Genomic DNA, 22,148 nt, shown 5'->3' with positions numbered 1-22,148 from the left:
ATGGTCGATACTCCTGAAACCGATATCGCCGTGATCGGCGCTGGCATCGTCGGCATCGCCTGCGCCCTGCAACTGGCCCGCCAGGGCCGCCGGGTGCTGTTGGTCGACCGCCAAGAGCCCGGCATGGGCGCGTCCTACGGCAACGCCGGGCACCTGGCCACCGAGCAGGTGTTCCCGATCGCCGACCTGTCGATTCTCAAGCGCCTGCCGCGCATGCTGCTCGACCCCATGGGCCCACTGCGCCTGGACTGGAAATACCTGCCCAGGGCCTTGCCGTGGTTCACCCGCCTGCTGCTCAACCTGCGCCCGGCGCCGTTCCAGCGCAGCGTGGCCGGCATCCGCGCGCTGAACGAAGGCAGCCTGGGCGCCTGGCAGCGCTTGTTGGGGTCGATCGGGCGCGGCGAGTTGTTCAGGCAAGACGGCTCGCTGCTGGTGTACGAACGGCCCGCGTCGCGTGAGGTACTGGAGGGCTTGCGCTTACGCCTGCAGCAGCAGGCGGTGGAGGTGGACTCATGGTCGGCCGCACAGGTGCGCGAAGCCGCACCGCAGTTGAACCCTGCGCTGCTGGGCGGCCTGTTCTTCCCGTGCACCGGGCACTTCATCGACCCCTACCAGGTGGTGTCGGCGCTGTACGAGGCCGCCAGGGCCTGCGGCGTGGGGTTCCTGCGCGCCGACGTCAGCGGCGGGCAGGTGCAGGCGGCCGGTGTACGCCTGGCCAGCAGCCGGGGCCCGCTGCAGGCACGCCAGGTGCTGGTGAGCTGCGGCGCGCATTCGGCGCAGCTCACCGCGGCGCTGACCGGCAAGCGCGTGCCGTTGGACACCGAACGTGGCTACCACCTGATGCTGCCAACTGAACAGCAGAGGTTGCCGTTTGCCGTCACCTCGCTGGAGCGCAAGTTCATCATGACGCCCATGGCTGGCGGCTTGCGCCTGGCGGGCACGGTGGAATTCGCCGGGCTTCACGCGCCGCCGAGCATGCAGCGGGCGTGGCAGCTGCATCGGTTGAGCCAGGGGTTGTTCCAGCGTGACTTGAGTGCTGAAGGGGCGACGCCGTGGATGGGCTTCAGGCCTTCGTTGCCGGACTCGCTGCCGGTGATAGACAGCGTGTGTGATGGGCGCGTGCTGTTGGCGTTTGGGCACCAGCACCTGGGGTTGACCCAGGCGGCGGTAACGGCGGAATGGGTAGGGAAGATGGTGCAGCGACCGGCGGGGCCGGAGGCTGCGGTTTATCGGTTGGATCGGTTTTAGGAAGGGGGCCGCCGGGCGGCCCAATCGCGAGCTGCGCTCGCTCCTACCACAAGCAACACACGCCCGCCCACCCGGGTAGGAGCGAGCACAGCTCGCGATGGGCTGCAACGCAGCCCCGCCGATCTCAAGATCAACCCTGCCAGCAATCTCCCGATACAACCCCCTGCACTGCTTTACCTGCGTTAGCGAAACCAGAACGGGCCGCGTCTGCGGCCCTATCAACAACGGCTTACCCCTGCTCCATGCCCTGGAGAACAGCCTCGGCCAATGCCAAGCCCTTCTCCAGCGAGTTCTCCGTTGCCGTCAACAAGCTGCGCATCGGCTCTTTCGCTTTCTCCAATGCCAACGCATTGGTTTCGTATGCGGCTTTCAGCGCTGCGACGGCGCAGACCATTGCATCTTCCCCATCGACCCCGGCCTTTACCGAAAACATGGGGGCGTGTGCGTCATGGCACGTGCCGAAGTGAGATTGCACAGTCAGGGGGCGAGGCTTTCGCGTGCTGAGGGTGGTGGTGGGCTTTGCCTGATTCATTGGCAGGTCCCCCTCAACGCCGCGTGGTGCTGTTGCAGTGGTGAGGATGCGGTGCAGTTCAGGGTGAAAGGTGGATCTGGAACGATTTTCTTGAGCATGGTGCGACTCCTTGCAATTCCTCCGAAGAAAATGCTCCGCACCCATACGCCAATATGGGTGAGCGGAACCGTGCGGGTTGGCGTGCCGGTCGGAGGGCCGGTGAGCCCGAAGGCTCCCACACACGGCCCGCCCATAACGGGTGCAGCCATGCGGAGCGCGGTGCTTGTGTAAGCAACCGTGCCCGGTTCCGAAAACGGGACGCCAATCCCGAGCCGCAGAATCTACTGCGGTGCGGCAAGGTACTCAACTACCCTTGCCATGTCAAAATGTTACTCGACTCGGGGTCTACGCGCCTGGCACCGGCGCTGCCGGTGATCGCGATGGGGCTGCACAGCAGCCCCCCTGCACGATCAGCGATACCGCTCAAGCCAATGCGCATACGGCGCGGGCAAGGTCCAGGAGGCCTTGTCCACCCCCAGCTCCTTGGCCGCGAAATAAGGCCAGTGCGGGTCCGCCAGGTGCGCACGCCCCACCGACACCAAATCCAGCTGGCGCGACTGCAGCGCCTCCTCCGCCAGCTGCGGGGTACCGAAGCCCCACGCCGAAGTCACCGGCAAGCCCGCTTCACGGCGCACACGTTCGGCAATCGGCCCCATGAACGCAGGCCCCCACGGAATGTTGGTATCAGGAATGGTAAAGCCAACACTGACGCTCAGCAGGTCCAGCCCGCCCGCCTTGAAGCGGCGCGCCAGCTCAATCGACTCTTCCAGGGTTTGCTCGTCACGCCCGTCATATTCCAGCACCCCGAAACGTGCGGTCAGCGGCAGGTTTTCCGGCCATACCTCACGCACGGCGGCCAGGGTTTCCAGGAGGAAACGGCTGCGGTTGTCGAAGCTGCCGCCGTAGGCATCGGTGCGCTGGTTGGAGTGCTCGGAGAAGAAGCTCTGGCCCAGGTAACCGTGGGCGAAGTGCAGTTCGATCCACTCGAAGCCTGCGTCGCGGGCACGGCGGGCGGCGTCGACGAAGTCCTGCTTGACCCGGGCGATGTCGTCCAGGGTCATCGCGCGCGGCACCTTGGGCAGGTGCGCACCAAAGGCGATGGCCGAGGGGGCGATGGTTTCCCAGCCACGCGCATCATCGGCGCCGATGTGGTCGTCACCCTCCCACGGGCGGTTGGCGCTGGCCTTGCGCCCGGCGTGGGCGATCTGGATACCCGGCACGGAACCGGCCGCCTTGATCGCCTGCACCACCGGCACGAAGGCCTGGGCATGGGCGTCGCTCCAGATCCCGGCGCAGCCGGGGGTAATGCGCCCTTCCGGCGCCACTGCGGTGGCCTCGACCACCAGCAGGCCTGCGCCGCCACGGGCCAGGCCTGCCAGGTGCACGTGGTGCCAGTCGTTGATCATGCCGTCTTCGGCCATGTACTGGCACATCGGCGGAATGGCGATGCGGTTGCGCACAGTGACGTCTTTGAGGGTGTAGGGTTGGAACAGGGCAGTCATGGGCAAGCTCCGGGTTCGACTGAATACGATTGTTCGATCATAATCGAACTATGGCAATTAGTGGAACCCCGTTATCATGTCGCCCATGCGAGCCTACCAACACCCCAACCCGGAAGACCTGATTCTCGAGCGCGTGCTTTATGCGTTGAGCGACCCCGTGCGCCTGGGCATCGTCCGCCACCTGGCCGGCGTGGCCGAGGCCAGTTGCGGCGAGCTTGACGGCGGGCGGCCGAAGTCGAGCATGTCGCACCACTTTCGCGTGCTGCGAGATGCGGGGCTGGTGCATACCCGCAATGTGGGTACCACCCACATGAATTCACTGCGCAGCGAGATGCTGGGCGAGCGGTTTCCGGGGTTGTTGGATTGTATTTTGCGGCAGGATTGAGGGTTGGCTGTGCCGGCCCCTTCGCGGGGCAAGCCCGCTCCTACACATCACCTGTAGGAGCGGGCTTGCCCCGCGAAAGGGCCCGCACAGGAATCACGCACTGATCGCATCAAAGCTGCGAATCGGCGTGGGCACCGTGCTGAACAGCGGAAACTCATCCTCGATGATCCACGGCTCCTTCATCACCAGGTACACATCCAGGTAATCGGAAAAACCAGGCCAGATGAACAGGTTGTTGGACTCGGCCACCGCCCGCGACAGCACGCCCACCCCGCCAAAGCTCTTGATCATCGAAACGCTGACGATTTCGCTGCCGGAATGAAACACCGTGGCGCCTTCCAGCACGCCGGGGCGGCGCTCGGCGAAGCGCGAGAAAATCGAGGAATAAGGGCATTCGGGCAAGGGCTTGATCACCGCGCAAGGCGCGCTGCGGTCGCTGCCGGATGACGAGGCGACGACTTCGATGCGCAGCCCCTTGAGCGACACCGAGTGATAGCGCTCTGGCACACTGTCGCCCAGCACCACCACCATGTCCGCTTCGTCCTTGGCCAGCTTGGTCAGGTTGTCGGGTGATTCCGAGCAACTGAAAATCGGGCTGTAGCCAGACAACTGGCTGACCACGCCACCCATGATCTGCTGGTTGATTTCCATGGACAGCGTGCTGTTCAAGGCCACCCGCAACGGCAGGCGCTGGTTGCGGTTCTGGCGCAGCTGGTTGATCTTCAACTGCATGCGCTCGGAAGAACGGACGATCTCCAGCACATGGGGCAGGATGCCCATGCCTTCCTGGGTCAGCGAGACGCCTTTGTTGGTGCGGTCGAACAGCTTGAAACCGCAGTGATCTTCCAGCTTTTTCAGCTGGGCGGCCAAGGCCTGGACCGTCACGTGCACCTGCTCGGCGGCATCGGTGATCGAGCCGGTTCGGGCAACGTTCACGATGTTTCTGAGTACCCTGATATCCATTCAAACTCCCCTCCCTTTCCTTTGACGCAGGCCGCCAATGAAGGCTGCGAGAATAGCGCAGAAGGCCTGCCGCTGTCTTGCCAGCCCCGCCACCAGCCGCCCGGTGGCCAGCAAGCAACGGTTGAGGCGCCTGAAAAAAAAGTGAAGTTTCGCCGCGAAGGCCAACTGCTAGATTGCGCCAGCCTTTTATAAGAAGAGATGGCCATGCTGACACTCAACAAGAACATCGACGCCGCCCTGCGGCAACACAAGACCGTCAACGTGCTGGGCAGCGACTACGCCCTGCACGGTGGCTTCAAGGAGTTCGTCGAGTTTTCCAAGAGCTGGGAAACCATGGGCGTGGACCGTTACTACGGCCAGGCCGAAAAGGGTACGCGCTACCGCCGCTACAGCGACTTCGACTTCAACCCGGCAACCGGCGAGCTGTGCCAGCTCAACCACCGCGCCTATGAACAGTCCGAAGCGCACAACACCTACGTTGGCGGCATGGCGCGCCACTTCGACGACATCAGCGCCGAGGTATTCAACTCGCCCATTCTGCGGGCGCTGATCAAGCTCGATTTCGACGTGTACAAAGCCGTGCTGCCGCAGGAGCTGCACAACGTCACCTGGCAGTGCCAGGTGCACCAGATTCGCATCGAGATCAAGCCTGGGCAGGAAATCGAAATCACCCCCGAGGGTATCCACTGCGACGGCTACCCGTTCAGCGGCGTGCACTTCTGGGGCCGCCACAACGTCGAGGGCGCAACCTGCAAGATCTACGACAAGCAGTCGAACGTGATCGATTCCGGCACCTACCTGAATATCCTCGACACCACCTATTTCCTTGACCGGGAACTGCAACATTACGTCACCCCGGCCAACAACCCGAGCACCTCGGAAATGGGTTACCGGCAGATCATCGCGATTTCCTTCTCTCGACCGGGCAGCGAGCATGACATTATCGACTAACTGTATCGGTGCTGCGCCAACGCCGTTCACGGCCGAACGCATCAATGGCCTGAGCATCAAGAAGGCCACGCCGTTCCACGCCCGCAAGCTGGTGGATTTCTTCCGTCGCTTCGAGGAAACCTCGTTCTGCGACTGGCAGGATGAAGCCTTGCTGAAAGGCCTGCTGGCCACGGAGCACACCTATTGCTACGTGGCCGAGAACCCCACCGGCACCATCGTCGGCGCGGTTGCCGGGGGCCTGATGGGCACCCGGGGCACCATCAACCACATGGCGGTGGCACCGGATTACCGCCAGAGCCGAATCGGCACGTCGCTGGCCAATTCCATTCTCAGCGATTTCCGCCAGCATGGGATTCGCCGGGTGTTCCTGTTCGTTGAAGACAACAACCCCAACGCACTGAACTTCTGGCAGAAACAGGGCTTCGCCCAGACCCGCGGCGAAATCACCTGCGAGGTCGACCTGTGACCTCGTCGGCGTTGTTACCCGCGTCTGGCCGGGAAAGCCTGGTAGATGCCCTGCCAATCGTCACCGGCTACTTCGTGGTGAGCTTCGTCTTCGGCGTGATGTGCATCAACGCCGGCCTGCCGTTGTGGCTGCCGGCCGCCATGTGCCTGTTCGTCTACGCCGGTGCCGCGCAATTCGCGGCACTGGCGCTGATGGCCAGCAACGCGCCGCTGGCCACCATTGCCTTGTCGACGCTGCTGATCAACTCGCGGCACATGCTGATGGCCATGTACATGTCCAAGCGCTGTGCGCAGCTGCCGGTGAGCAAGCCGCAGAAGCTGTTGTACGCCTTTGGCCTCACCGACGAGTCGTTTGCCTTTCACAGCCAGCGGCTGGAGAACGGCAGGCCGACCTCGGCCGGCTACCTGTTGCAGTTCAATACCTATTGCCATGCCAGCTGGATCGCCGGCGCGGTGCTGGGCGCGGTGGCCTCGGACGCCTTGAACCGGTTCTCCCAGTTCAAGCTGGACTACGCCCTGACGGCAATGATGATCTTCGTGCTGATCTCGCTGTGCAGCACCCTGACCAAGGCCATCATCGCCCTGGTGGTGATCGCCACCACCTGCGTGCTGAACCTGTATGCGCCTTCGCCCCTGAATGTATTCATCGCAACCGCCGTCGGCTGTGGAGTCGGGTTATGCCTGAAGAGAACTACCTGATCGCCGCGGTGCTGTTGATGGCGGCCATCACCTACCTGACCCGCGCGACGCCATTCCTGCTGAAGATGGAGAAAACCCCCAGGCTGTTCAATGACGTCATCGAATACCTGCCGGTGGCAATCATCGCCAGCATCACCGTGCCCGCGCTGCTGGTGGGCAAGGACGGCGCGCTGCTGGGGCTGCATGCCGACCTGCTGGCGGCGGTACCGGTGGTGATCGTCGCCTACTGGACCCGAAGCCTGATCTACAGTGTTTGCGCCGGGGTCGCCGGGCACGTGGCGATCACCTTGCTGGCCTGAGGCCTGGAATCGCTCTGATAAGGAAAATGCTATGAGCCTTGCACGCCGGAAAATCACCCTGCGCAACCTGAGTGAGTTTTCCCGCCTGATGCCACAGGTTCCACGTGACCGGGTGATCGACGCCATGGGTGACCTGTCGCTGGAATGCTCGCTGGCCTATGCCTTGAGCAAGACCTTCCTGCGCGATGGCTGGATCGCCGAGTACCGCCATCTGCAAACGGCCGCCCAGCTGAGCGTGGGCAACGACCTGCTGCTGTTCGCAACCTCCGGCGGCTTGACCTTCGAGATGGACGATGGCTCGCAACGGCACGTCAAGCATGGCGAGCAACTGGTGCTCAAGGCCGCCAGCCAGGCGAAGGTGTTTCCCGTCGGTGAGCAGGGCGCCGTGAGTTTTCTGGCGTTGGCGGTGGACCTCGATTTGAGCGAGGCGCTGCAGGAGCTTTAGCGGCGCAAAAAAAAACCACGGGGATTACCCGTGGTTTTCCTGACCAACATTGCCCTGATTACAGCGCCATGTCGTTCTCTGGCTTGCTTTCAACCGGCTTGCTCGGCGCAACGGTGGTGCCGACGCTTTCGTCGATCACCGGTGGCTTCTCCAGCTGCAGCACCTCAGCGGTGTAGTTCCACTCTTTCTGGGTGGCCGCTGCCGAATCGTTCAGCTTGGTGCCGTAGCTTGGCACGATTTCCTTGATCTTGGCCTGCCACTCAGGGGTCGCGACCTTCTCCTTGAACACGGTTTCCAGCACGTTGAGCATGATCGGCGCGGCGGTCGAGGCACCTGGCGATGCGCCCAGCAGGCCGGCGATGGTGCGGTCCTGGGAAGCGACGACTTCGGTGCCCAGCTTCAGCACGCCGCCCTTCTCTTCGTCACGCTTGATGATCTGCACGCGCTGGCCGGCCTGCCACAGCTTCCAGTCTTCCTTCTTGGCGTTCGGGAAGTAGGTACGCAGGGCTTCGAAGCGGTCGTCATCCGACAGCATCAGCTGGCCGGCGAGGTATTCCACCAGCGGGTACTGGTCGATACCGACCTTGGTCATCGGCCACACGTTGTGGGTGGTGGTGCTGCTCAGCAGGTCCAGGTACGAGCCGTTCTTCAGGAACTTGGTCGAGAAGGTGGCGAATGGGCCAAACAGGATCACGCGCTTGCCGTCCAGCACGCGGGTGTCCAGGTGCGGAACCGACATGGGCGGCGCACCGGTGGAGGCGATACCGTAGGCCTTGGCCATGTGCTGCATGGCCACGGTTGGGTTCTCGGTCACCAGGAACGAGCCACCCACCGGGAAGCCTGCGTATTCCTTGGCCTCGGGAATGCCCGATTTCTGCAGCAGCTTCAGCGCGCCGCCGCCGGCACCGATGAACAGGAACTTGGCGTCGGTGGCCGACTCGGTGCCGTCCTTCAGGTTCTTGTACTCGACGTGCCAGGAGCCGTCCTTGTTGCGGGTGATGTCCTGCACTTCGCTGGACAGCTTCAGGTCGAAGCCTTTCTGGGTTTGCAGGTGGCCGACGAACTGGCGGGTGATTTCGCCGAAGTTGACGTCGGTGCCGATTGGGGTCCAGGTGACCGCGAGCTTCTGGTTCGGGTCACGGCCTTCCATCATCAGCGGAACCCACTTGGCGATCTGCGCGTGGTCCTCGGAGAACTGCATCGGGCGGAACAGCGGGCTGGCCTGCAGCGCTTCGTAGCGCTTTTTCAGGAACTTGATGTTGTCATCGCCCCAGACGAAGCTCATGTGCGGGGTGGTGTTGATGAACGAGTGCGGGTTCTTCAGCACGCCCTGGCGGACCTGCCACGACCAGAACTGGCGGGAGATCTGGAAGGCTTCGTTGATTTCGATGGCCTTGGAGATGTTGACCTTGCCGTCTTTGTCTTCCGGGGTGTAGTTCAGCTCGGCCAGCGCGGAGTGGCCGGTACCGGCGTTGTTCCAGCCGTTGGAGCTTTCCTCGGCGACGCCGTCCAGGCGCTCGACCATCTCCATCGACCAGCTTGGCTCCAGCTCGTGCAGCCACACGGCCAGGGTGGAGCTCATGATGCCGCCGCCGACCAGCAGCACATCGACTTTCTTGGTTTCTGCGGCGTGCGCTTGCATGAAGCTCGCAGCGACAGCCAGACCCAGCAGGGTCTTGCCAGCTTTCTTGAACATTGATCAATTCCAGTCAGTAGAACGGAGGGCGGGCCTGTGGCTGGCCCAGGGGTTCCTTGTTCTTCAGCGCAGGCTTGTTGTAGAAAATTGTTCAGCAGCCAGAGAACCAGAAAAAGACTCAGGCTTTTGTCGAATAGACGGATCAGGCTGAATCGTTTCGCTGATTGTAACCCAATTGCCAGTACAAACAAATTGCGCGGCGATAGGCAAGGCGGCAGGTTGTCTCATGCTGGCCAGTCGCTTTTCAGAACGATTGCAGTATCGCTCCAGCACCCCTACTATTGCGAGCATTTCTCATTCGCACCAGTACGCGCTTGCGCCGGATGCCGCCATGGTTTCGATTCCTGAGCTCAACAGTTCGGTCCATACCCTGTACCAAAGCCATTCGCGCTGGCTGCTGGGTTTTCTTTACCGGCGCCTGGGCAACCGGCCGGATGCGGCCGACCTGGTGCAGGACACCTTCGTGCGCATCCTGCACCGGCCACGCCAGTTCGACGGCCACACCGGTGAGCGCTCGTACCTGGCGACCATCGCCCGGGGCTTGTGCATCGACCACTGGCGCCGGCAAAAGCTGGAGCAGGCCTGGCTGGAACACCTGGCCCTGCAGCCGAGCGCCCTGCAGCCCTCCCCCGAGCAGCGCGCGCTGATCGTCGAAACCCTGCACGAAGTCGACGCCATGCTGCTGCGCTTGCCGGCCAAGGTGCGCCAGGCGTTCCTGTTGGCGCAGATCGATGGCATGGCCTACCGCGACATCGCCGCGCACATTGGCGTCAGCGAGCGGATGATCAAGAAATACCTGGCCCAGGCGTTCCTGCACTGCGCCATCCTTGAGGCCGAGCTTGACGGCCTGCTGGTGGAATGAGGCCATGACCCAGCCCGCGCAGAAGCTCAGCCACGCCAGCCTGCAAGAAGCGGCGCACTGGTTCGTCCGCCTGCAGGACGAACAGGCCGGCCCGCAGTTGCAGCAGCAGTGGCAAGCCTGGGTCGAGCAGCACGGCGACCACCAGGCCGCCTGGCATTACGTGCAGCGCGTAGGCCAGCGTTTCGCCCCGCTGCAAGGCGATGGCAGCGGCGCCGGCCGCGTGCTGCGCGAGCATGATGCGCGCCGCTTCAGCCGGCGCAGCGGGCTCAAGGGGTTGCTGGTGCTGGGGGCCAGTTCGCTGCTGGGCTGGAGCACCTGGCGCGGGACCCCGCTCACCGGCTGGACCGCCGACCTTGCCACCGGCATCGGCGAAACCCGGGAAACCCGCCTGGCCGATGGCAGCCAGCTGTGGCTGGGCGCGCAAAGCGCGGTAGACCTGGACTTCACCAGCCTGGCGCGGGTGCTGCGCCTGCGCTTTGGCGAGATCCTGGTGGAAACCGCCCACGATGCACGTCGGCCTTTCTTCGTCGACACCGAGCAGGGGCGCATGCAGGCCCTGGGCACCCGCTTTGCGGTTTGCCAACAAGGCGAAACCACGCGCCTGGATGTGTACGCCGGCGCCGTCGAGGTGTGCACCGCGCGCAGTGGCGAGCGCTGCGTGGTACAAGCCGGGCAACAGGTGGACTTCACCGCGCTGGGTATCGGTAGCACACGCCCGGCGCAGAGTGCCGGCGAGTCGTGGATCCACCGGCGCCTGAATGCCGAGGACATGCCCCTGGCGCAGTTGCTGCAGGCCCTGGGCCGCTACCGCCATGGCCACCTGGGCTGGCACCCGGCGGTGGCGCCACTGTCGGTGATGGGCGCGTTCCCGCTGGACGATACCGACCGGGCGCTGGCCTTGCTGCAGGCAGCGTTGCCTATCCGGGTGCAGCGCCTGACGCCCTGGTGGGTGACGGTCGAGCCCGCTTGAAGCCCAGGCCCTGCAAGGCCCCTGTGTAGGAGCGGGCTTGCCCCGCGAACACCGGCACAGCCGGTGCCATCCACCGCGCCGCCTGCTTCGCGGGGCAAGCCCGCTCCTACAAACAGCCCTCGATTATGAAAAAATCTTCGCCCCCGGTTCCCTTTTTCCAATCTCGTTCGGTTAACCCTGCACAAGCCCCTTCAACTCACCGTACCGACTCCAGGGACCAGCATGCCGAAGCCCCTTCACCCCGCGTTCCGCCTGGCGCTCGCCGCGCCACTTTCGCTCTGTGCCGCCGCCCCACTGATGCTGCCCGCCAGCACCGCCCAGGCCGAGCAGGCGATCACTGCCGAAACCCAGTTCGACATCGCCCCAGGCTCGCTGGCCGCCGCCCTCAACCAGTTCAGCAGCCAGGCCGGCATCTACCTGGCCGGCAGCAATGCCTTGGCCGCCGGCAAAACCAGCCAGGGGCTGCAGGGCCGCTACAGCGTCGCCCAGGGCCTGGCGCGCCTGCTTCAGGGCAGCGGCCTGCAAGCGGTGCCGCAAGGCAATGCCGGGTATGTGCTGCAACCGGCGCCCGATGGCACCGCCCTGCAACTGGACGCCACCACGGTCAATGCTGCCGGCCTGCTGGCCAGCAATGGCCAGAGCGACAACGGTTACCGCGCCGTGGCCAGCGCCACCGCCAGCAAAACCAGCAGCGCCCTGGCCGACACGCCGCGCTCGGTGTCGGTGGTCACCCGCCAGCGCATGGACGACCAACAGTCGCAAACCCTCACCGAAGTGCTCGGCTACGTGCCAGGCATTTTCTCACCGCCCTTCGCCGGCGGTGACGGGCAAGCCGGCGACCTGTTCTTCATCCGCGGCTTCAACGCCACCGACTACGGCTACGGCCTGCTGCGCGACGGCCTGCGCGTGCAAGGCAACCGCTACGACACCAGCAGCGAGCCTTACGGCCTTGAGCGGGTTGAAGTGTTCCGCGGGCCAACGTCCATCCTGTACGGTGAAAATGCCCCGGGTGGCGTGGTCAACCTGGTCAGCAAGCGCCCCACCGCCGAAGCCCGGGGCGAGGTGCAGCTCAGCTACGGTTCCCACAATCGCCGCCAGTTGGGCGTCGACGTTTCTGGCCCGCTGACCGACGAGGGCAATATTCTCGGCCGCCTGGTGATGATGGGCCGCAAGGCTGACACCCAGGTCGACCACCAGCCCGACGACCGCCTGTACATCGCGCCGTCGCTGACCCTGAATTTCGACGAATTCAACAGCCTGACCCTGCTGGCCACCTACCAGCGCGACCGCACCTTGATGGAGCTGGGCTACCCGGCCGCTGGCACGCTGTTGCACAACCCCAACGGCAAGATCGACAAGGACCAGCTGTCCGGCAACCCAAACTGGGACAACTTCGAGCGCGAAACCTGGAGCCTGGGCTACGAGTTCAGCCACCGCTTCAACGACACCTGGCAGTTCCGCCAGAATTCGCGCTACCTGCAATCGCGTATCGACCGCCAGGAAATGTGGCCAGGCAGCCTCAACAACAACGGCTTCGGCACCACGCTGAGCAACCAGGCCTACGACCGCTACAACAAGTCCATCGCCTACTCGCTGGACAACCAGTTCGAAGGCCACTTCGAAAACGGCGCCTTCGAGCACACCGTGCTGGTGGGCGCGAGCCTTGACCGCACCTCGTTCAACCAGGACTGGGACGCGGGCAACGGCGGCAACATCAACGTGTTCAACCCGGTGTGGAACGGCAAGCCGAGCATGATCTACCACGTGCAGAATGCGCTGCTGGAACAGACCATGTATGGCCTCTACAGCCAGTTGCAGACCAAGGTCGACAACTGGGTGCTGCTGCTGGGCGGGCGCCTGGACCGGGTCAACAGCCAGTTCCGCAACAAGGCCGGCACGCTCAATGCACAAGCCGACATGGACAGCTGGGACAGCGACTTCACCTGGCAAACCGGGGTGATGTACCAGTTCGAAAACGGCCTGTCGCCGTACTTCAGCTATTCCACCGCCTTTGCCCCGACCCAGCAGACCGAAAGCAAGAGCGGCGCGCTGGACCCGACCAAGAGCGAGCAGTACGAAGTGGGCATCAAGTACGAGCCCAAGGGCTGGAACACCGCCTTCACGGCCTCGGTGTATGACCTGCGCAAGAAGGATGACGTGCTGTACGACTCTGCCGTGGGCGACTACCGGCAGATCGGCGCCAGCCGCGCCAAGGGCGTGGAACTGGAGCTCAACAGCGACCTGAGCGAAAACCTCAACGTCACCGCGGCCTACACCTACACCGACTCGCGCATCACCAAGGACGTGGCCGGTTCGTTGTATGAAGGCCACCAGATGACCGGCGTGCCGCGCAACCAGGCGTCGCTGTGGAGCACCTACCGCTTCCGTGACGGGCTGCTCAAGGGGCTGTCGGTGGGTGGCGGCGTACGCCATTTCGACAGCACCTTCGCCTACACGCCGGCCAGCCTGTACGGCAAGCTCGACACGGGCGACGTGACCCTGGTGGATGCCAAGGTTGGGTATGAAATCGACGACCACTGGTCGGTCGAGGTCAACGCCCGCAACCTGTTCGACAAGGAATACGTGGCCGGCTGCAACAATGCCGGGCGCTGCTACTGGGGCGAGGAGCGTACCTTGCTGGGCACGGTTTCCCTGCGCTGGTAGTTGTTTCTTGTACTGGCCTCTTCGCGGGGCAAGCCCGCCCCTACACGGCCCCTGTAGGAGCGGGCTTGTCCCGCGAAGAGGCCAGCACAAACAATCACAACCGCAAAAAACACCTCCAGCCCGTGACCCACCTCACAAACCCCCGCCACCCACCTGCCAAAAACGTGAACCGCTCAACGCGGGGCATTTGCCATGGGCTGCTGGGCCTCTATACCTGAGTACGCACCACGCCATTTCGGCACTCACTCAGTTATCAGGAGCTTTGCATGGAAGCCTTTTTCGCACTGACCACCGCCGACCGCGCCCCAGAGTTCGTCTTCAAGCTAACCAACGAAGAGCGCATCGCCGAGGCCCGCCGCATTTTGTCTGGCGAGGAAACTAACAGGGTCCACGTCCATGGCCGCCTGATCAAGCGCCAGCAGCCCTACAACCGGCAATGGAGTTTCTTCCTCGACCCCGACACCATCAACTTCTTCGAAGTGGCGATCGAGGTGTGTGACGCCACCACCCAGTATGTAGAAGACCACCTCGACGAGGCCGGCGGCGCGTTCCTGCCGGGTAACCATTGGTGCCCGTGGTCGTCCAAGCTGACCCGCGAAATCAAAGAGTAAAAATGACGGGCAACCCCCGCCCCTTGTAGGAGCAGGCTTGCCTGCGATGGGCTGCTTGTAGGAGCTGGCTTGCCTGCGATGGGCTGCACAGCAGCCCCCAAGGCCCTAAGCCCAACCCCTGACGGGCAGTCGAAAGCACGGTAGTCTTACCCACTGCCTTCGCACTGCCCAACAGGAGTTCCCCATGCTCGGCGTCACCGACTACAGCGCCTTCGTCATCGCCTTCATCATCGTCCTGGCCATCCCCGGCCCTGGCAACTTCGCGCTGATCACCGCTACCGGCAAGGGCGGCATCAAGGCCGGCATGGCCGCGACCTGCGGGGTGATCCTGGGTGACCAGGTGCTGCTGTGGCTGGCCGTGGCCGGTGTCGCCACCCTGCTGGCCGCCTACCCCGCCGCCTTCCATGTGGTGCAATGGGCCGGCGCCGCCTACCTGGGCTACCTGGGCCTGCGCATGCTGCTGAGCAAACCTGGCGGCACCCCACGCACCAGCCGTATGGACAATGGCCATTACCTGCGCCAAACCATGATGATCACCCTGCTCAACCCCAAGGCGATCATGTTCTACATGGCGTTTTTCCCGCTGTTCGTTGACCCGGTGAAGCACCAGGGGTTGGTCACCTTTGGCTTCCTGGCGGCAACGGTGGCGGTGGTGACCTTCATGTATGGGTTGATTGCGGTGGTGCTGACGCACGTGCTGGCAGAACGAATGCGCGCCAACCCGCGGATTGCCAACCTGTTCGAGCGCGCGGCGGGGGCCTGCCTGGTGGGGTTTGGCATCAAGCTGGCGGCGATGCGCTAACGCATCGAGCGCCGCTTCGCGCGGCGCATCGCGAGCTACGCTCGCTCCTACCCCCCACCCCACCGCCACGTTCCCGGTAGGAGCGAGCAAAGCTCGCGATGCGCCGCACTAGCGGCGCTCGATTCCGCGCTTGCGAGACGCCCAATCCATCATGCCCCTTGCACATTTCTAATGTCACGTGTAGGCCGTTTCCGAAACCCACCCCCACCTCCGACAAGTCATTGTGACCGCCCCAATTGCGCCCTAGCCTCGCCCCCTTGCTGACAAGTCAACGAGCGGCGGTCACCCCCACAGTGATACGCCACCGCCGAGGATGGTGTAATTGTCTGTGTTCAATCCCCACGCCCTACTACTGGATTATGCAAATCTAAACCAAGATCACCGCGTACCGCATCCAGTCACGGGCGATCTCAGCTACGGCCATATCGAGCCATACAGCAGCCGAAATCTCTCCTTACCGGGCGGGGATATCTATCTGCGTGTGGGCAGGCACTTTGGCTTTAGCAGGGGGTTTGGCGTTAACCACATTTGGTCGGGACATGCTCACGAGCTGCCGAAATGGGGGTGCTCAAGCATTGAGGGCGTGCCTGCGTTCGTGGCCAGCATCATCAGTCCAGGCGCGCAGGTGTTATGCGAGTTTCATCAAACCAGGGAGGGTTATCGCCTGGCCATTGTGCGAGGCGCCAAAGGTTGCGCAGTACTATCACCACAGGCTGATAGCGCTGGCATCAATTTCTACTCTGTCGTCACTGCATTCAAGGCACATCGTGCCCGCAGCGGCACTCGGGTCGGCACGTTGAAAGCAAAAAAGGCACCATAGGTGCCTTTTTTGAGGTTCAGGAGGGCTGGTAGTCGCAGCGCTTGCTTAGCACGTCCAGGATGATTCCTGAAAGGGGTCGGAAGCTAACCAGCATGCTGGTTACCGCTACCGTACGAGTGGCGACTCGCACAATCCACACTGACCTGACGATATCGCCATGATCCAGGTCAGTCCTGCTCTTATTGAGCCCTCGCTGATAATTTTGGGCAAAGCGGATAGGCCCGTCAACCGTTTTCGACTATGTAACAAGGTGCTAGAAAAACAAGAATCTGAGCATGTGAGAAACCGCTTTTCTTCAGATTTTTCCCATACCTTGTAGTCCATTTCTGAATCATACTCCCTGACCTGCCAAACCATTGCGTGCACCTGGATAGCGGCCTAGGCTCGGTCCGTCGTTGCCATTCAACGACCGGCTTTGACAGGCCGTCTTATTCAAGTTTCCTTCGCTGCACTTTATGGCGGCTATACATGGGGCACATTCGTGTGCGCCGGGTTCTTGGGTAACCGGTCTGTCAACCCGTGTATAGCTGTCTCCATTCGTTTGACAGCGTAGCCAGGCGGCTCCACTTATCCAGGAGCTTTTATGCGCAAGCTAGTACCCGATTCACCCCACTCCCTCGATTCATCTCACATCCTGCAAGACACGCTGATCCGGACCTCTAAAACGGCTTGAGTGAAGTAGCGCCTGTTCGGGCCTCTTCGCGGGGCAAGCCCGCTCCTACAGGCCAGCGCCATACCTGAAGGCGGCGCCAACCCTGTAGGAGCGGGCTTGCCCCGCGAAGAGGCCCGATCAGGCAACAGAAATGATTCAGGGAGAAAACCAATGACCACCAACAACCCGCAGCGCCCCACCACCGTAGGCAAAACCCGCTACTACCAGGGCGAAAACCAGACCCAACCGCTGTTGCATCCCCCGCGACTTGACCCTGACCGGTTTGCTCGAAGACGACCAGAAACTGATCTGGGCCTCGCATTACCTGAACGCACTGGCCAAGGCCCTGCTCGATGACGCGGAGCTTGGAATGAACAAAAAAATCTAGCCCACAACGAAAAAGCCCCTAGAAACTTTCGTTTCCAGGGGCTTCATCTTGTATGGCGGAGAGATAGGGATTTGAACCCTAGGTACTGTTGCCAGTACAACGGATTTCGAATCCGTCCCGTTCGACCACTCCGGCATCTCTCCAATGCCGCGAATCATACCAGCGTTTTTTTAAAAGGCAAACCTTTTTTCAAAAAAAATCACGTGGTATCAGGCGCTTGCGTGAACGCGCCGCTTACAGCGGCACGCCCAGGCGCTTGGCAACTTCTTCGTAGGCTTCGATCACGTCGCCCAGGCCCTGGCGGAAGCGGTCCTTGTCCATCTTCTTGCGGGTTTCTTTGTCCCACAGGCGGCAGCCGTCTGGGCTGAACTCGTCGCCCAGCACGATCTGGCCGTGGAATACGCCGAATTCCAGCTTGAAGTCGACCAGCAGCAGGCCTGCGTCGTCGAACAGCTTGTTCAGCACTTCGTTGACCTTCAGCGACAGCTTCTTCATTTCAGCCAGCTGCTCGGCAGTGCCCCAGCCGAACGCCACGACGTGGGATTCGTTGATGAACGGGTCGCCCTTCTCGTCGTTCTTCAGGAACAGTTCGAAGGTGGACGGCTCCAGCTTGATGCCCTCCTCCACGCCCAGACGCTTGACCAGGCTGCCGGCGGCGTAGTTGCGCACCACGCACTCGACCGGGATCATGTCCAGCTTCTTCACCAGGCACTCGTTGTCGCCCAGCAGCTTGTCGAACTGGGTCGGCACGCCGGCTTCTTCGAGCTTCTGCATGATGAAGGCGTTGAACTTGTTGTTCACCATGCCTTTGCGGTCGAGCTGTTCGATGCGCTTGCCGTCGAATGCCGAAGTGTCGTTACGGAACAGCAGGATCAAGCGGTCGGCGTCGTCGGTCTTGTAAACCGATTTGGCCTTGCCGCGGTAGAGTTCGTCGCGTTTTTCCATGATTGGGCTCCGCTTGCTGAGGTGTTGGGCTAGGCGATTTCGCGCCAGTCGAGCCCGTGTTCCTGGTTGGCCACCTGGAGCCAGTCTGGGTCGCACCCAAGGGCGTCGACGAAGCACTGGCGGGCCAAGTGTGGCAGGTTGTTCTTGCTGCTGAGGTGGGCCAGCACCAGATGTTGCAGGTTGCTCCAGCCCAACTCCTGCACCAGGCGCGCGGCCTGGTGGTTGTTCAGATGTCCTTGCATGCCACCCACCCGTTGCTTCAGGAAAGCCGGGTAGTGGCCGCGTGCCAGCAGGTCGCGGCAATGGTTGGCTTCGATCAGCAGTGCGTCCAGGCCCTGGTAGCGCTCCAGCAGCAGCGTATCGTACGAGCCCAGATCGGTGAGCATGCCGAAACGCCGGCGGCCATCGCTGACCACGTATTGCAGCGGCTCGTAGGCGTCGTGCTCGACCCGCGCGGCGCTGACCTGCAGTTCGCCAACCTGCAGCTGCTCGCCACAAGCGAGAAAACCGGCCACCTCCACCGGCTTGCGCATACCGCGCAAGGTCCCTTGGCTGAGGTAGACCGGTACATTGTAGCGCCGCGACAGCAACCCCACCCCATGCACGTGGTCGGCATGCTCGTGGGTTACCAATACCGCGCTCAACTGCGCTGGCGAAACCCCGAGCAGCGCCAGGCGCCGCTCGGTTTCACGCAGGGAAAAGCCGCAATCGACCAGGATGAACGTGTCACCACTGGCGATCAGCGTGCCGTTCCCTTGGCTGCCGCTTCCGAGTACCGCGAAGCGCACTTAGCCCAGGTGGTCCTGGATGGCGCTCAGCACGCGGCGGGCGATATCGGCCGGGGCCACGGTGTTGATGTTCTTCTCGACCGTAACCTGCACGCTGTCGCCCACCTTGCTCAGGCGCACCTGGTAGCGCTCGGCGCGGGCTTCACGCTCTTCCTTGGTCGGTTCGCTGCCGAACATGCGGCTGAAGAAGCCAGGCTCGCCTTGCTTGTCTTCAGGCTTTTCCGACAGGTTGATGTAGTACAGGCCCAGGCTGCGGTTGATGTCCTCGACGCGCCATTCGCCGCCCTGCTCCAGGGCACGGCCCACGCCAGACCAGGCACGGTCCAGGTCGGAGCCGAGGAACAGCACCGGGTTACCGCTGCCGTCTTCGCTCAGGCTGACACGGCTAGGCGCGTCGAAGTCGCGCGCGGCCAGCAGCGAAACCGAACCGCCCTTCTCGGCGCTGCGGTTCATGCCGGCGAGCATTTCGTCGACCAGCAGCGCATCGGCGCCGGTGTTGGCCGAGGACGATGGGAACGCAACATCGGCGGTGCTGCCGGCCGGGCGTTCGGCGCTGACGATGTACACCTCGGAGGTGTTGCGCTGCACGCCAGGCTCGATGCGTACACGTACGCGCACTTCGCCATCGCTGCTGCTCGACGTGCTTGCCAGGCGCTGGCCAAGCGAGGCCGACAGTTCGTCGAAACGCTGCCAGGTGGTGCTGAATTCACCGGTTTGCGGGCGTTCTTCGGCAATGCGGAAGCCGTTGTCCTCGAAGAACTGGTGAGCCACCGGCCACACTTCGGCAGGCGCGTGCTGGGCCAGGACCCAACGGCTGTTGCCGCTGCGTTGCAGGCTGTAGTCGGTTACCTGGCCGGCGCCGCCGGTCAAGGGTTGCGGGCGCGGCACTTCGAACTCGCCGGTGGCGTGATCGTCGGCCACGTTGCGCGGAATCGGCAGCAACGGGTCAAGGCGCTTGACGTTGCCGGCATCTTGCGGCAACTGCATCGGCGCGGTGGGGTGCGCCTGCAGGTAATCGCTGCCGCGGTCGCGGAAATAGCCATCCTCGCCCCACAGCCAGCCACACCCACTGGTGCTGGAAATGATCAGGGCGAGCGCGGAAAGACCAGCCAGTCGCTTCATGCGGTGTACTTCCTCTTAAACCAGTACGCCGGACTGGCGCAAGGCAGTACGGACTTTGTCGTGGCAGCTTTCGCTCAGCCAGGTGAGCGGCAGGCGAATGCCCTTGTGCATCAGGCCCATCTCCACCAGCGCCCACTTCACGGGAATCGGGTTGGCTTCGCAGAACAGGTCTTTGTGCAGCGGCATGAGTTTTTCGTTGATTGCGCGGGCCTTCTCGGCATTGCCCTCAAGGGCGGCCTCGCACAGATCGGCCATTTCGCGCGGGGCGACGTTGGCAGTGACGGAGATGTTGCCCTTGCCGCCCATCAGGATCAGCTCGACGGCAGTCGGGTCGTCGCCGGACATGACGATGAAGTCGCTGTCCACGCCGTCCAGGATGGCCTTGGCACGTACCAGGTCGCCGGTGGCTTCCTTGATACCGATGATGTTCTTGACCTTCGACAGGCGGATCACGGTGTCGGCCTGCATGTCGCAGGAGGTGCGGCCGGGCACGTTGTAGAGGATCTGCGGGATGTCGACGGCTTCGGCGATGTGCTTGAAGTGCTGGTACAGGCCTTCCTGGGTCGGCTTGTTGTAGTACGGCACCACCAGCAGGCAGGCGTCGGCGCCAGCATTCTTGGCGTTCTGGGTCAGGTGCACGGCTTCGGTGGTGGAGTTCGCACCGGTGCCGGCGATGACCGGGATCGGCTTGTTGCTGCGCTTGACGCGCTCGACCACGTGCTTGATGACCAGGATGTGTTCTTCGACATCCAGCGTGGCCGACTCACCGGTGGTGCCGACTGCGACGATCGCGTGGGTGCCGTTTTCCAGGTGGAAGTCTACAAGTTTGTCGAGGCTTACCCAGTCCAGACGCCCTTGTGCATCCATGGGTGTGACCAACGCCACCATACTGCCCGCAATCATGTAACTGCTCCTGCCGGAAAAAGAGAGCGGTAATGGTACTGGGGGCATCGACCTTGCACAAGCGAAGCAGGCAGGCGGAGCATTCCCCTCGGCGCCTTATTTCGCTACCCTTGATGCTTTGATCGGTGCAGCGCGGCCCGCCGGGCCGTCGACCCTGCTCCACGGCCAGTGTCCGTCCTCGCATGCGAGCCCAGGGCCCAGCCGACCGGAGGCTTTCCTCTGTCCTGCACCGACCGCTCATCGCTTTAGGAATGCTGCATGTCCACCCCCACCGTCCGCGAACAATTCCTTGTCATCAGCGCCCTGGGCCCCAACCCCATGGAGCTGGCCAACGTCCTCAGCCGCGCTGCCTTCGAAAACCGCTGCGCGGTGGTTACCTCGCGCCTGAGCCGCCACGGCGAAACCAGCGCCCTGGTGCTGCAGGTAGGCGGCAGCTGGGACGCCCTGGCGCGCCTTGAAGCCATGCTCCCGGGCCTGGGCAAGAAACATGGCCTGACCCTCGACGTGGTGCGCAGCGCCGACCAGGAAGTGCGCCCGCAGGCCCTGCCCTACGTGGCCTATGTCAGCGCGGCCTACCGCCCGGACATCATCAACGAGCTGTGCCAGTTCTTCCTCGACCACCGCGTCGAGCTCGAAGCCATGACCTGCGACACCTACCTGGCGCCGCAAACCGGCAGCAGCATGCTCAACGCCCAGTTCACCGTGATTCTGCCCGCCGGCACCCAGATCAGCTGGTTGCGCGACCAGTTCCTGGACTTCGCCGACGCCCTGAACCTGGATGCGCTGATCGAGCCGTGGCGCCCACAGAACCCCATGTAAGGAACCTGACCATGGCAGTAGCACTCGACCAACCCGTCGCCGACTTCCAGGCCCAGGCCACCAGCGGCCAAACCGTCAGCCTGGCCGAGCTGAAAGGCCAGCAGGTGGTGGTTTACTTCTACCCGAAGGACAGCACCCCGGGCTGCACCACCGAAGGCCAGGGTTTCCGTGACCAGCACGAGGCGTTTGCCGCGGCCAACACCTTGGTGTTCGGCGTGTCGCGCGATGGCATCAAGTCGCACGAGAACTTCAAGGCCAAGCAGGGCTTCCCGTTCGAACTGATCAGCGACAAGGACGAGGCCCTGTGCCAGCTGTTCGATGTGATCAAGCTCAAGAAGCTGTATGGCAAGGAATACATGGGCGTTGACCGCAGCACCTTCCTGATCGACAAGAACGGTGTGCTGCGCCAGGAATGGCGTGGGGTGAAGGTGCCGGGGCATGTGGATGCCGTGTTGGCGGCGGCTCAGGCCTTGAATAAAGGCTGAGTTTTCGATGGGGCTGCCTTGCAGCCCTTCGCGGGGCAAGCCCGCTCCTACAGGAAACGCGGCGCACCTTCGTGCAATTTCCGGCGCAACACC

Annotated in this window: 24 protein-coding genes and 1 tRNA gene; 15 read left to right on the top strand and 10 right to left on the bottom strand. The window is 63.0% G+C overall.

Going from position 1 to position 22,148, the window contains the following annotated elements:
• Positions 1–1,248, top strand: coding sequence for an FAD-binding oxidoreductase (locus F3J44_RS22745; protein ID WP_167276283.1), 1,248 nt, complete (start codon positions 1–3; stop codon positions 1,246–1,248).
• A 229-nt stretch (positions 1,249–1,477) separates the two neighbouring features.
• Here F3J44_RS22745 and F3J44_RS22740 read toward each other — a convergent pair whose 3' ends face one another.
• Together F3J44_RS22740 and xenA are read right to left on the bottom strand one after the other, a co-directional pair.
• On the bottom strand, positions 1,478–1,780 hold the full coding sequence (locus tag F3J44_RS22740) for a hypothetical protein (RefSeq protein ID WP_167059403.1): 303 nt from the start codon (positions 1,778–1,780) through the stop codon (positions 1,478–1,480).
• 449 nt (positions 1,781–2,229) lie between these two features.
• Positions 2,230–3,321, bottom strand: a complete 1,092-nt coding sequence (gene xenA, locus F3J44_RS22735; RefSeq protein ID WP_167059400.1) for a xenobiotic reductase XenA — start codon at positions 3,319–3,321, stop codon at positions 2,230–2,232.
• A 76-nt stretch (positions 3,322–3,397) separates the two neighbouring features.
• Between xenA and F3J44_RS22730 the strand changes: the two genes are divergently transcribed.
• Positions 3,398–3,706 carry a helix-turn-helix transcriptional regulator gene (locus tag F3J44_RS22730; protein ID WP_167276281.1) on the top strand — a complete coding sequence of 103 codons (309 nt, stop codon included), beginning with the start codon at positions 3,398–3,400 and terminating at the stop codon, positions 3,704–3,706.
• A 93-nt stretch (positions 3,707–3,799) separates the two neighbouring features.
• Here the strand turns inward: F3J44_RS22730 and F3J44_RS22725 are convergent, their stop codons facing one another.
• On the bottom strand, positions 3,800–4,669 hold the full coding sequence (locus F3J44_RS22725) for a LysR family transcriptional regulator (RefSeq protein ID WP_167059394.1): 870 nt from the start codon (positions 4,667–4,669) through the stop codon (positions 3,800–3,802).
• A gap of 204 nt (positions 4,670–4,873) precedes the next feature.
• Here F3J44_RS22725 and F3J44_RS22720 point away from each other — a divergent pair, with 204 nt between their 5' ends.
• The 5 genes from F3J44_RS22720 to F3J44_RS22700 are packed head-to-tail and all read left to right on the top strand — an operon-like array spanning position 4,874 to position 7,528.
• On the top strand, positions 4,874–5,620 hold the full coding sequence (locus F3J44_RS22720; protein ID WP_167276279.1) for a 2OG-Fe dioxygenase family protein: 747 nt from the start codon (positions 4,874–4,876) through the stop codon (positions 5,618–5,620).
• Complete coding sequence (locus F3J44_RS22715; protein ID WP_167276275.1) at positions 5,604–6,086, top strand: GNAT family N-acetyltransferase; 483 nt, start codon at positions 5,604–5,606, stop codon at positions 6,084–6,086. Before F3J44_RS22720 ends, F3J44_RS22715 begins: the two co-directional genes overlap by 17 nt.
• Positions 6,083–6,784, top strand: coding sequence for an AzlC family ABC transporter permease (locus F3J44_RS22710; protein ID WP_370526326.1), 702 nt, complete (start codon positions 6,083–6,085; stop codon positions 6,782–6,784). The genes F3J44_RS22715 and F3J44_RS22710 overlap by 4 nt, the downstream gene beginning before the upstream one ends.
• Positions 6,763–7,083, top strand: a complete 321-nt coding sequence (locus tag F3J44_RS22705) for an AzlD domain-containing protein (RefSeq protein WP_167276273.1) — start codon at positions 6,763–6,765, stop codon at positions 7,081–7,083. The genes F3J44_RS22710 and F3J44_RS22705 overlap by 22 nt, the downstream gene beginning before the upstream one ends.
• A 31-nt stretch (positions 7,084–7,114) precedes the next feature.
• Positions 7,115–7,528 (top strand): hypothetical protein, encoded by a 414-nt coding sequence (locus F3J44_RS22700; RefSeq protein WP_167276272.1) that lies wholly within the window; start codon positions 7,115–7,117, stop codon positions 7,526–7,528.
• Between the two features lie 58 nt (positions 7,529–7,586).
• On the opposite strand, the gene mqo is transcribed toward F3J44_RS22700, so the two are convergent.
• Positions 7,587–9,224, bottom strand: a complete 1,638-nt coding sequence (gene mqo / locus F3J44_RS22695) for a malate dehydrogenase (quinone) (RefSeq protein WP_167059378.1) — start codon at positions 9,222–9,224, stop codon at positions 7,587–7,589.
• Between the two features lie 63 nt (positions 9,225–9,287).
• Positions 9,288–9,515, bottom strand: coding sequence for a hypothetical protein (locus F3J44_RS22690; protein WP_167059375.1), 228 nt, complete (start codon positions 9,513–9,515; stop codon positions 9,288–9,290).
• 40 nt (positions 9,516–9,555) lie between these two features.
• Here F3J44_RS22690 and F3J44_RS22685 point away from each other — a divergent pair, with 40 nt between their 5' ends.
• The 6 genes from F3J44_RS22685 to F3J44_RS29960 all read left to right on the top strand — a co-directional run bounded on the left by F3J44_RS22685 (position 9,556) and on the right by F3J44_RS29960 (position 16,993).
• Positions 9,556–10,086 (top strand): sigma-70 family RNA polymerase sigma factor, encoded by a 531-nt coding sequence (locus F3J44_RS22685; protein ID WP_167276270.1) that lies wholly within the window; start codon positions 9,556–9,558, stop codon positions 10,084–10,086.
• A 4-nt stretch (positions 10,087–10,090) separates the two neighbouring features.
• Complete coding sequence (locus F3J44_RS22680) at positions 10,091–11,056, top strand: FecR domain-containing protein (RefSeq protein ID WP_167276268.1); 966 nt, start codon at positions 10,091–10,093, stop codon at positions 11,054–11,056.
• Positions 11,057–11,278: 222 nt separating this feature from the next.
• Positions 11,279–13,720 (top strand): TonB-dependent siderophore receptor, encoded by a 2,442-nt coding sequence (locus F3J44_RS22675; protein ID WP_167276267.1) that lies wholly within the window; start codon positions 11,279–11,281, stop codon positions 13,718–13,720.
• Between the two features lie 266 nt (positions 13,721–13,986).
• Complete coding sequence (locus F3J44_RS22670) at positions 13,987–14,331, top strand: calmodulin (protein WP_167059363.1); 345 nt, start codon at positions 13,987–13,989, stop codon at positions 14,329–14,331.
• Positions 14,332–14,515: 184 nt separating this feature from the next.
• Positions 14,516–15,133, top strand: coding sequence for a LysE family transporter (locus F3J44_RS22665; RefSeq protein WP_167276265.1), 618 nt, complete (start codon positions 14,516–14,518; stop codon positions 15,131–15,133).
• Between the two features lie 1,740 nt (positions 15,134–16,873).
• Positions 16,874–16,993, top strand: a complete 120-nt coding sequence (locus F3J44_RS29960) for a DUF3077 domain-containing protein (RefSeq protein WP_240158481.1) — start codon at positions 16,874–16,876, stop codon at positions 16,991–16,993.
• A gap of 53 nt (positions 16,994–17,046) precedes the next feature.
• On the opposite strand, the gene F3J44_RS22655 is transcribed toward F3J44_RS29960, so the two are convergent.
• The 5 genes from F3J44_RS22655 to dapA all read right to left on the bottom strand — a co-directional run bounded on the left by F3J44_RS22655 (position 17,047) and on the right by dapA (position 20,751).
• Positions 17,047–17,136: transfer RNA gene (locus tag F3J44_RS22655), tRNA-Ser, on the bottom strand.
• A 91-nt stretch (positions 17,137–17,227) separates the two neighbouring features.
• On the bottom strand, positions 17,228–17,938 hold the full coding sequence (purC, locus tag F3J44_RS22650) for a phosphoribosylaminoimidazolesuccinocarboxamide synthase (protein WP_167070767.1): 711 nt from the start codon (positions 17,936–17,938) through the stop codon (positions 17,228–17,230).
• A 29-nt stretch (positions 17,939–17,967) separates the two neighbouring features.
• Positions 17,968–18,726 carry an MBL fold metallo-hydrolase gene (locus F3J44_RS22645; RefSeq protein ID WP_167070766.1) on the bottom strand — a complete coding sequence of 253 codons (759 nt, stop codon included), beginning with the start codon at positions 18,724–18,726 and terminating at the stop codon, positions 17,968–17,970.
• Entirely contained in the window at positions 18,727–19,848 is a 1,122-nt protein-coding gene (gene bamC, locus F3J44_RS22640; protein ID WP_167276263.1) for an outer membrane protein assembly factor BamC, read from the bottom strand. It abuts the gene before it with no gap.
• 15 nt (positions 19,849–19,863) lie between these two features.
• Positions 19,864–20,751, bottom strand: a complete 888-nt coding sequence (dapA, locus tag F3J44_RS22635; RefSeq protein ID WP_167070764.1) for a 4-hydroxy-tetrahydrodipicolinate synthase — start codon at positions 20,749–20,751, stop codon at positions 19,864–19,866.
• 258 nt (positions 20,752–21,009) lie between these two features.
• Here dapA and F3J44_RS22630 point away from each other — a divergent pair, with 258 nt between their 5' ends.
• Positions 21,010–21,570: a glycine cleavage system protein R gene (locus tag F3J44_RS22630; protein WP_013973793.1), complete on the top strand. Its 561-nt coding sequence runs from the start codon at positions 21,010–21,012 to the stop codon at positions 21,568–21,570.
• 11 nt (positions 21,571–21,581) lie between these two features.
• Positions 21,582–22,055 (top strand): peroxiredoxin, encoded by a 474-nt coding sequence (locus tag F3J44_RS22625; RefSeq protein ID WP_167276261.1) that lies wholly within the window; start codon positions 21,582–21,584, stop codon positions 22,053–22,055.
• Positions 22,056–22,148 lie beyond the last annotated feature (93 nt).

Origin of the sequence: Pantoea sp. Tr-811 (genome assembly GCF_011752535.1) — a bacterium.
Lineage (GTDB): Bacteria > Pseudomonadota > Gammaproteobacteria > Pseudomonadales > Pseudomonadaceae > Aquipseudomonas.
The sequence above is the reverse complement of the archived record's forward strand: the minus strand, read 5'-3'. Positions and strand labels throughout refer to the sequence as shown.

Excerpts from the sequence above, each read along its gene's own strand:
- xenA (WP_167059400.1), bottom strand. The coding sequence starts at position 3,321 with ATGACTGCCCTGTTCCAACCCTACACCCTCAAAGACGTCACTGTGCGC.
- F3J44_RS22745 (WP_167276283.1), top strand. The coding sequence starts at position 1 with ATGGTCGATACTCCTGAAACCGATATCGCCGTGATCGGCGCTGGCATC.
- F3J44_RS22665 (WP_167276265.1), top strand. The coding sequence starts at position 14,516 with ATGCTCGGCGTCACCGACTACAGCGCCTTCGTCATCGCCTTCATCATC.
- F3J44_RS22730 (WP_167276281.1), top strand. The coding sequence starts at position 3,398 with ATGTCGCCCATGCGAGCCTACCAACACCCCAACCCGGAAGACCTGATT.
- F3J44_RS22720 (WP_167276279.1), top strand. The coding sequence starts at position 4,874 with ATGCTGACACTCAACAAGAACATCGACGCCGCCCTGCGGCAACACAAG.
- F3J44_RS22725 (WP_167059394.1), bottom strand. The coding sequence starts at position 4,669 with ATGGATATCAGGGTACTCAGAAACATCGTGAACGTTGCCCGAACCGGC.
- F3J44_RS22715 (WP_167276275.1), top strand. The coding sequence starts at position 5,604 with ATGACATTATCGACTAACTGTATCGGTGCTGCGCCAACGCCGTTCACG.
- F3J44_RS22705 (WP_167276273.1), top strand. The coding sequence starts at position 6,763 with ATGCCTGAAGAGAACTACCTGATCGCCGCGGTGCTGTTGATGGCGGCC.
- bamC (WP_167276263.1), bottom strand. The coding sequence starts at position 19,848 with ATGAAGCGACTGGCTGGTCTTTCCGCGCTCGCCCTGATCATTTCCAGC.
- F3J44_RS22685 (WP_167276270.1), top strand. The coding sequence starts at position 9,556 with ATGGTTTCGATTCCTGAGCTCAACAGTTCGGTCCATACCCTGTACCAA.
- F3J44_RS22700 (WP_167276272.1), top strand. The coding sequence starts at position 7,115 with ATGAGCCTTGCACGCCGGAAAATCACCCTGCGCAACCTGAGTGAGTTT.
- mqo (WP_167059378.1), bottom strand. The coding sequence starts at position 9,224 with ATGTTCAAGAAAGCTGGCAAGACCCTGCTGGGTCTGGCTGTCGCTGCG.
- purC (WP_167070767.1), bottom strand. The coding sequence starts at position 17,938 with ATGGAAAAACGCGACGAACTCTACCGCGGCAAGGCCAAATCGGTTTAC.
- dapA (WP_167070764.1), bottom strand. The coding sequence starts at position 20,751 with ATGATTGCGGGCAGTATGGTGGCGTTGGTCACACCCATGGATGCACAA.
- F3J44_RS22670 (WP_167059363.1), top strand. The coding sequence starts at position 13,987 with ATGGAAGCCTTTTTCGCACTGACCACCGCCGACCGCGCCCCAGAGTTC.
- F3J44_RS22690 (WP_167059375.1), bottom strand. The coding sequence starts at position 9,515 with ATGCTCGCAATAGTAGGGGTGCTGGAGCGATACTGCAATCGTTCTGAA.
- F3J44_RS22740 (WP_167059403.1), bottom strand. The coding sequence starts at position 1,780 with ATGAATCAGGCAAAGCCCACCACCACCCTCAGCACGCGAAAGCCTCGC.
- F3J44_RS22675 (WP_167276267.1), top strand. The coding sequence starts at position 11,279 with ATGCCGAAGCCCCTTCACCCCGCGTTCCGCCTGGCGCTCGCCGCGCCA.
- F3J44_RS22680 (WP_167276268.1), top strand. The coding sequence starts at position 10,091 with ATGACCCAGCCCGCGCAGAAGCTCAGCCACGCCAGCCTGCAAGAAGCG.
- F3J44_RS22630 (WP_013973793.1), top strand. The coding sequence starts at position 21,010 with ATGTCCACCCCCACCGTCCGCGAACAATTCCTTGTCATCAGCGCCCTG.
- F3J44_RS22625 (WP_167276261.1), top strand. The coding sequence starts at position 21,582 with ATGGCAGTAGCACTCGACCAACCCGTCGCCGACTTCCAGGCCCAGGCC.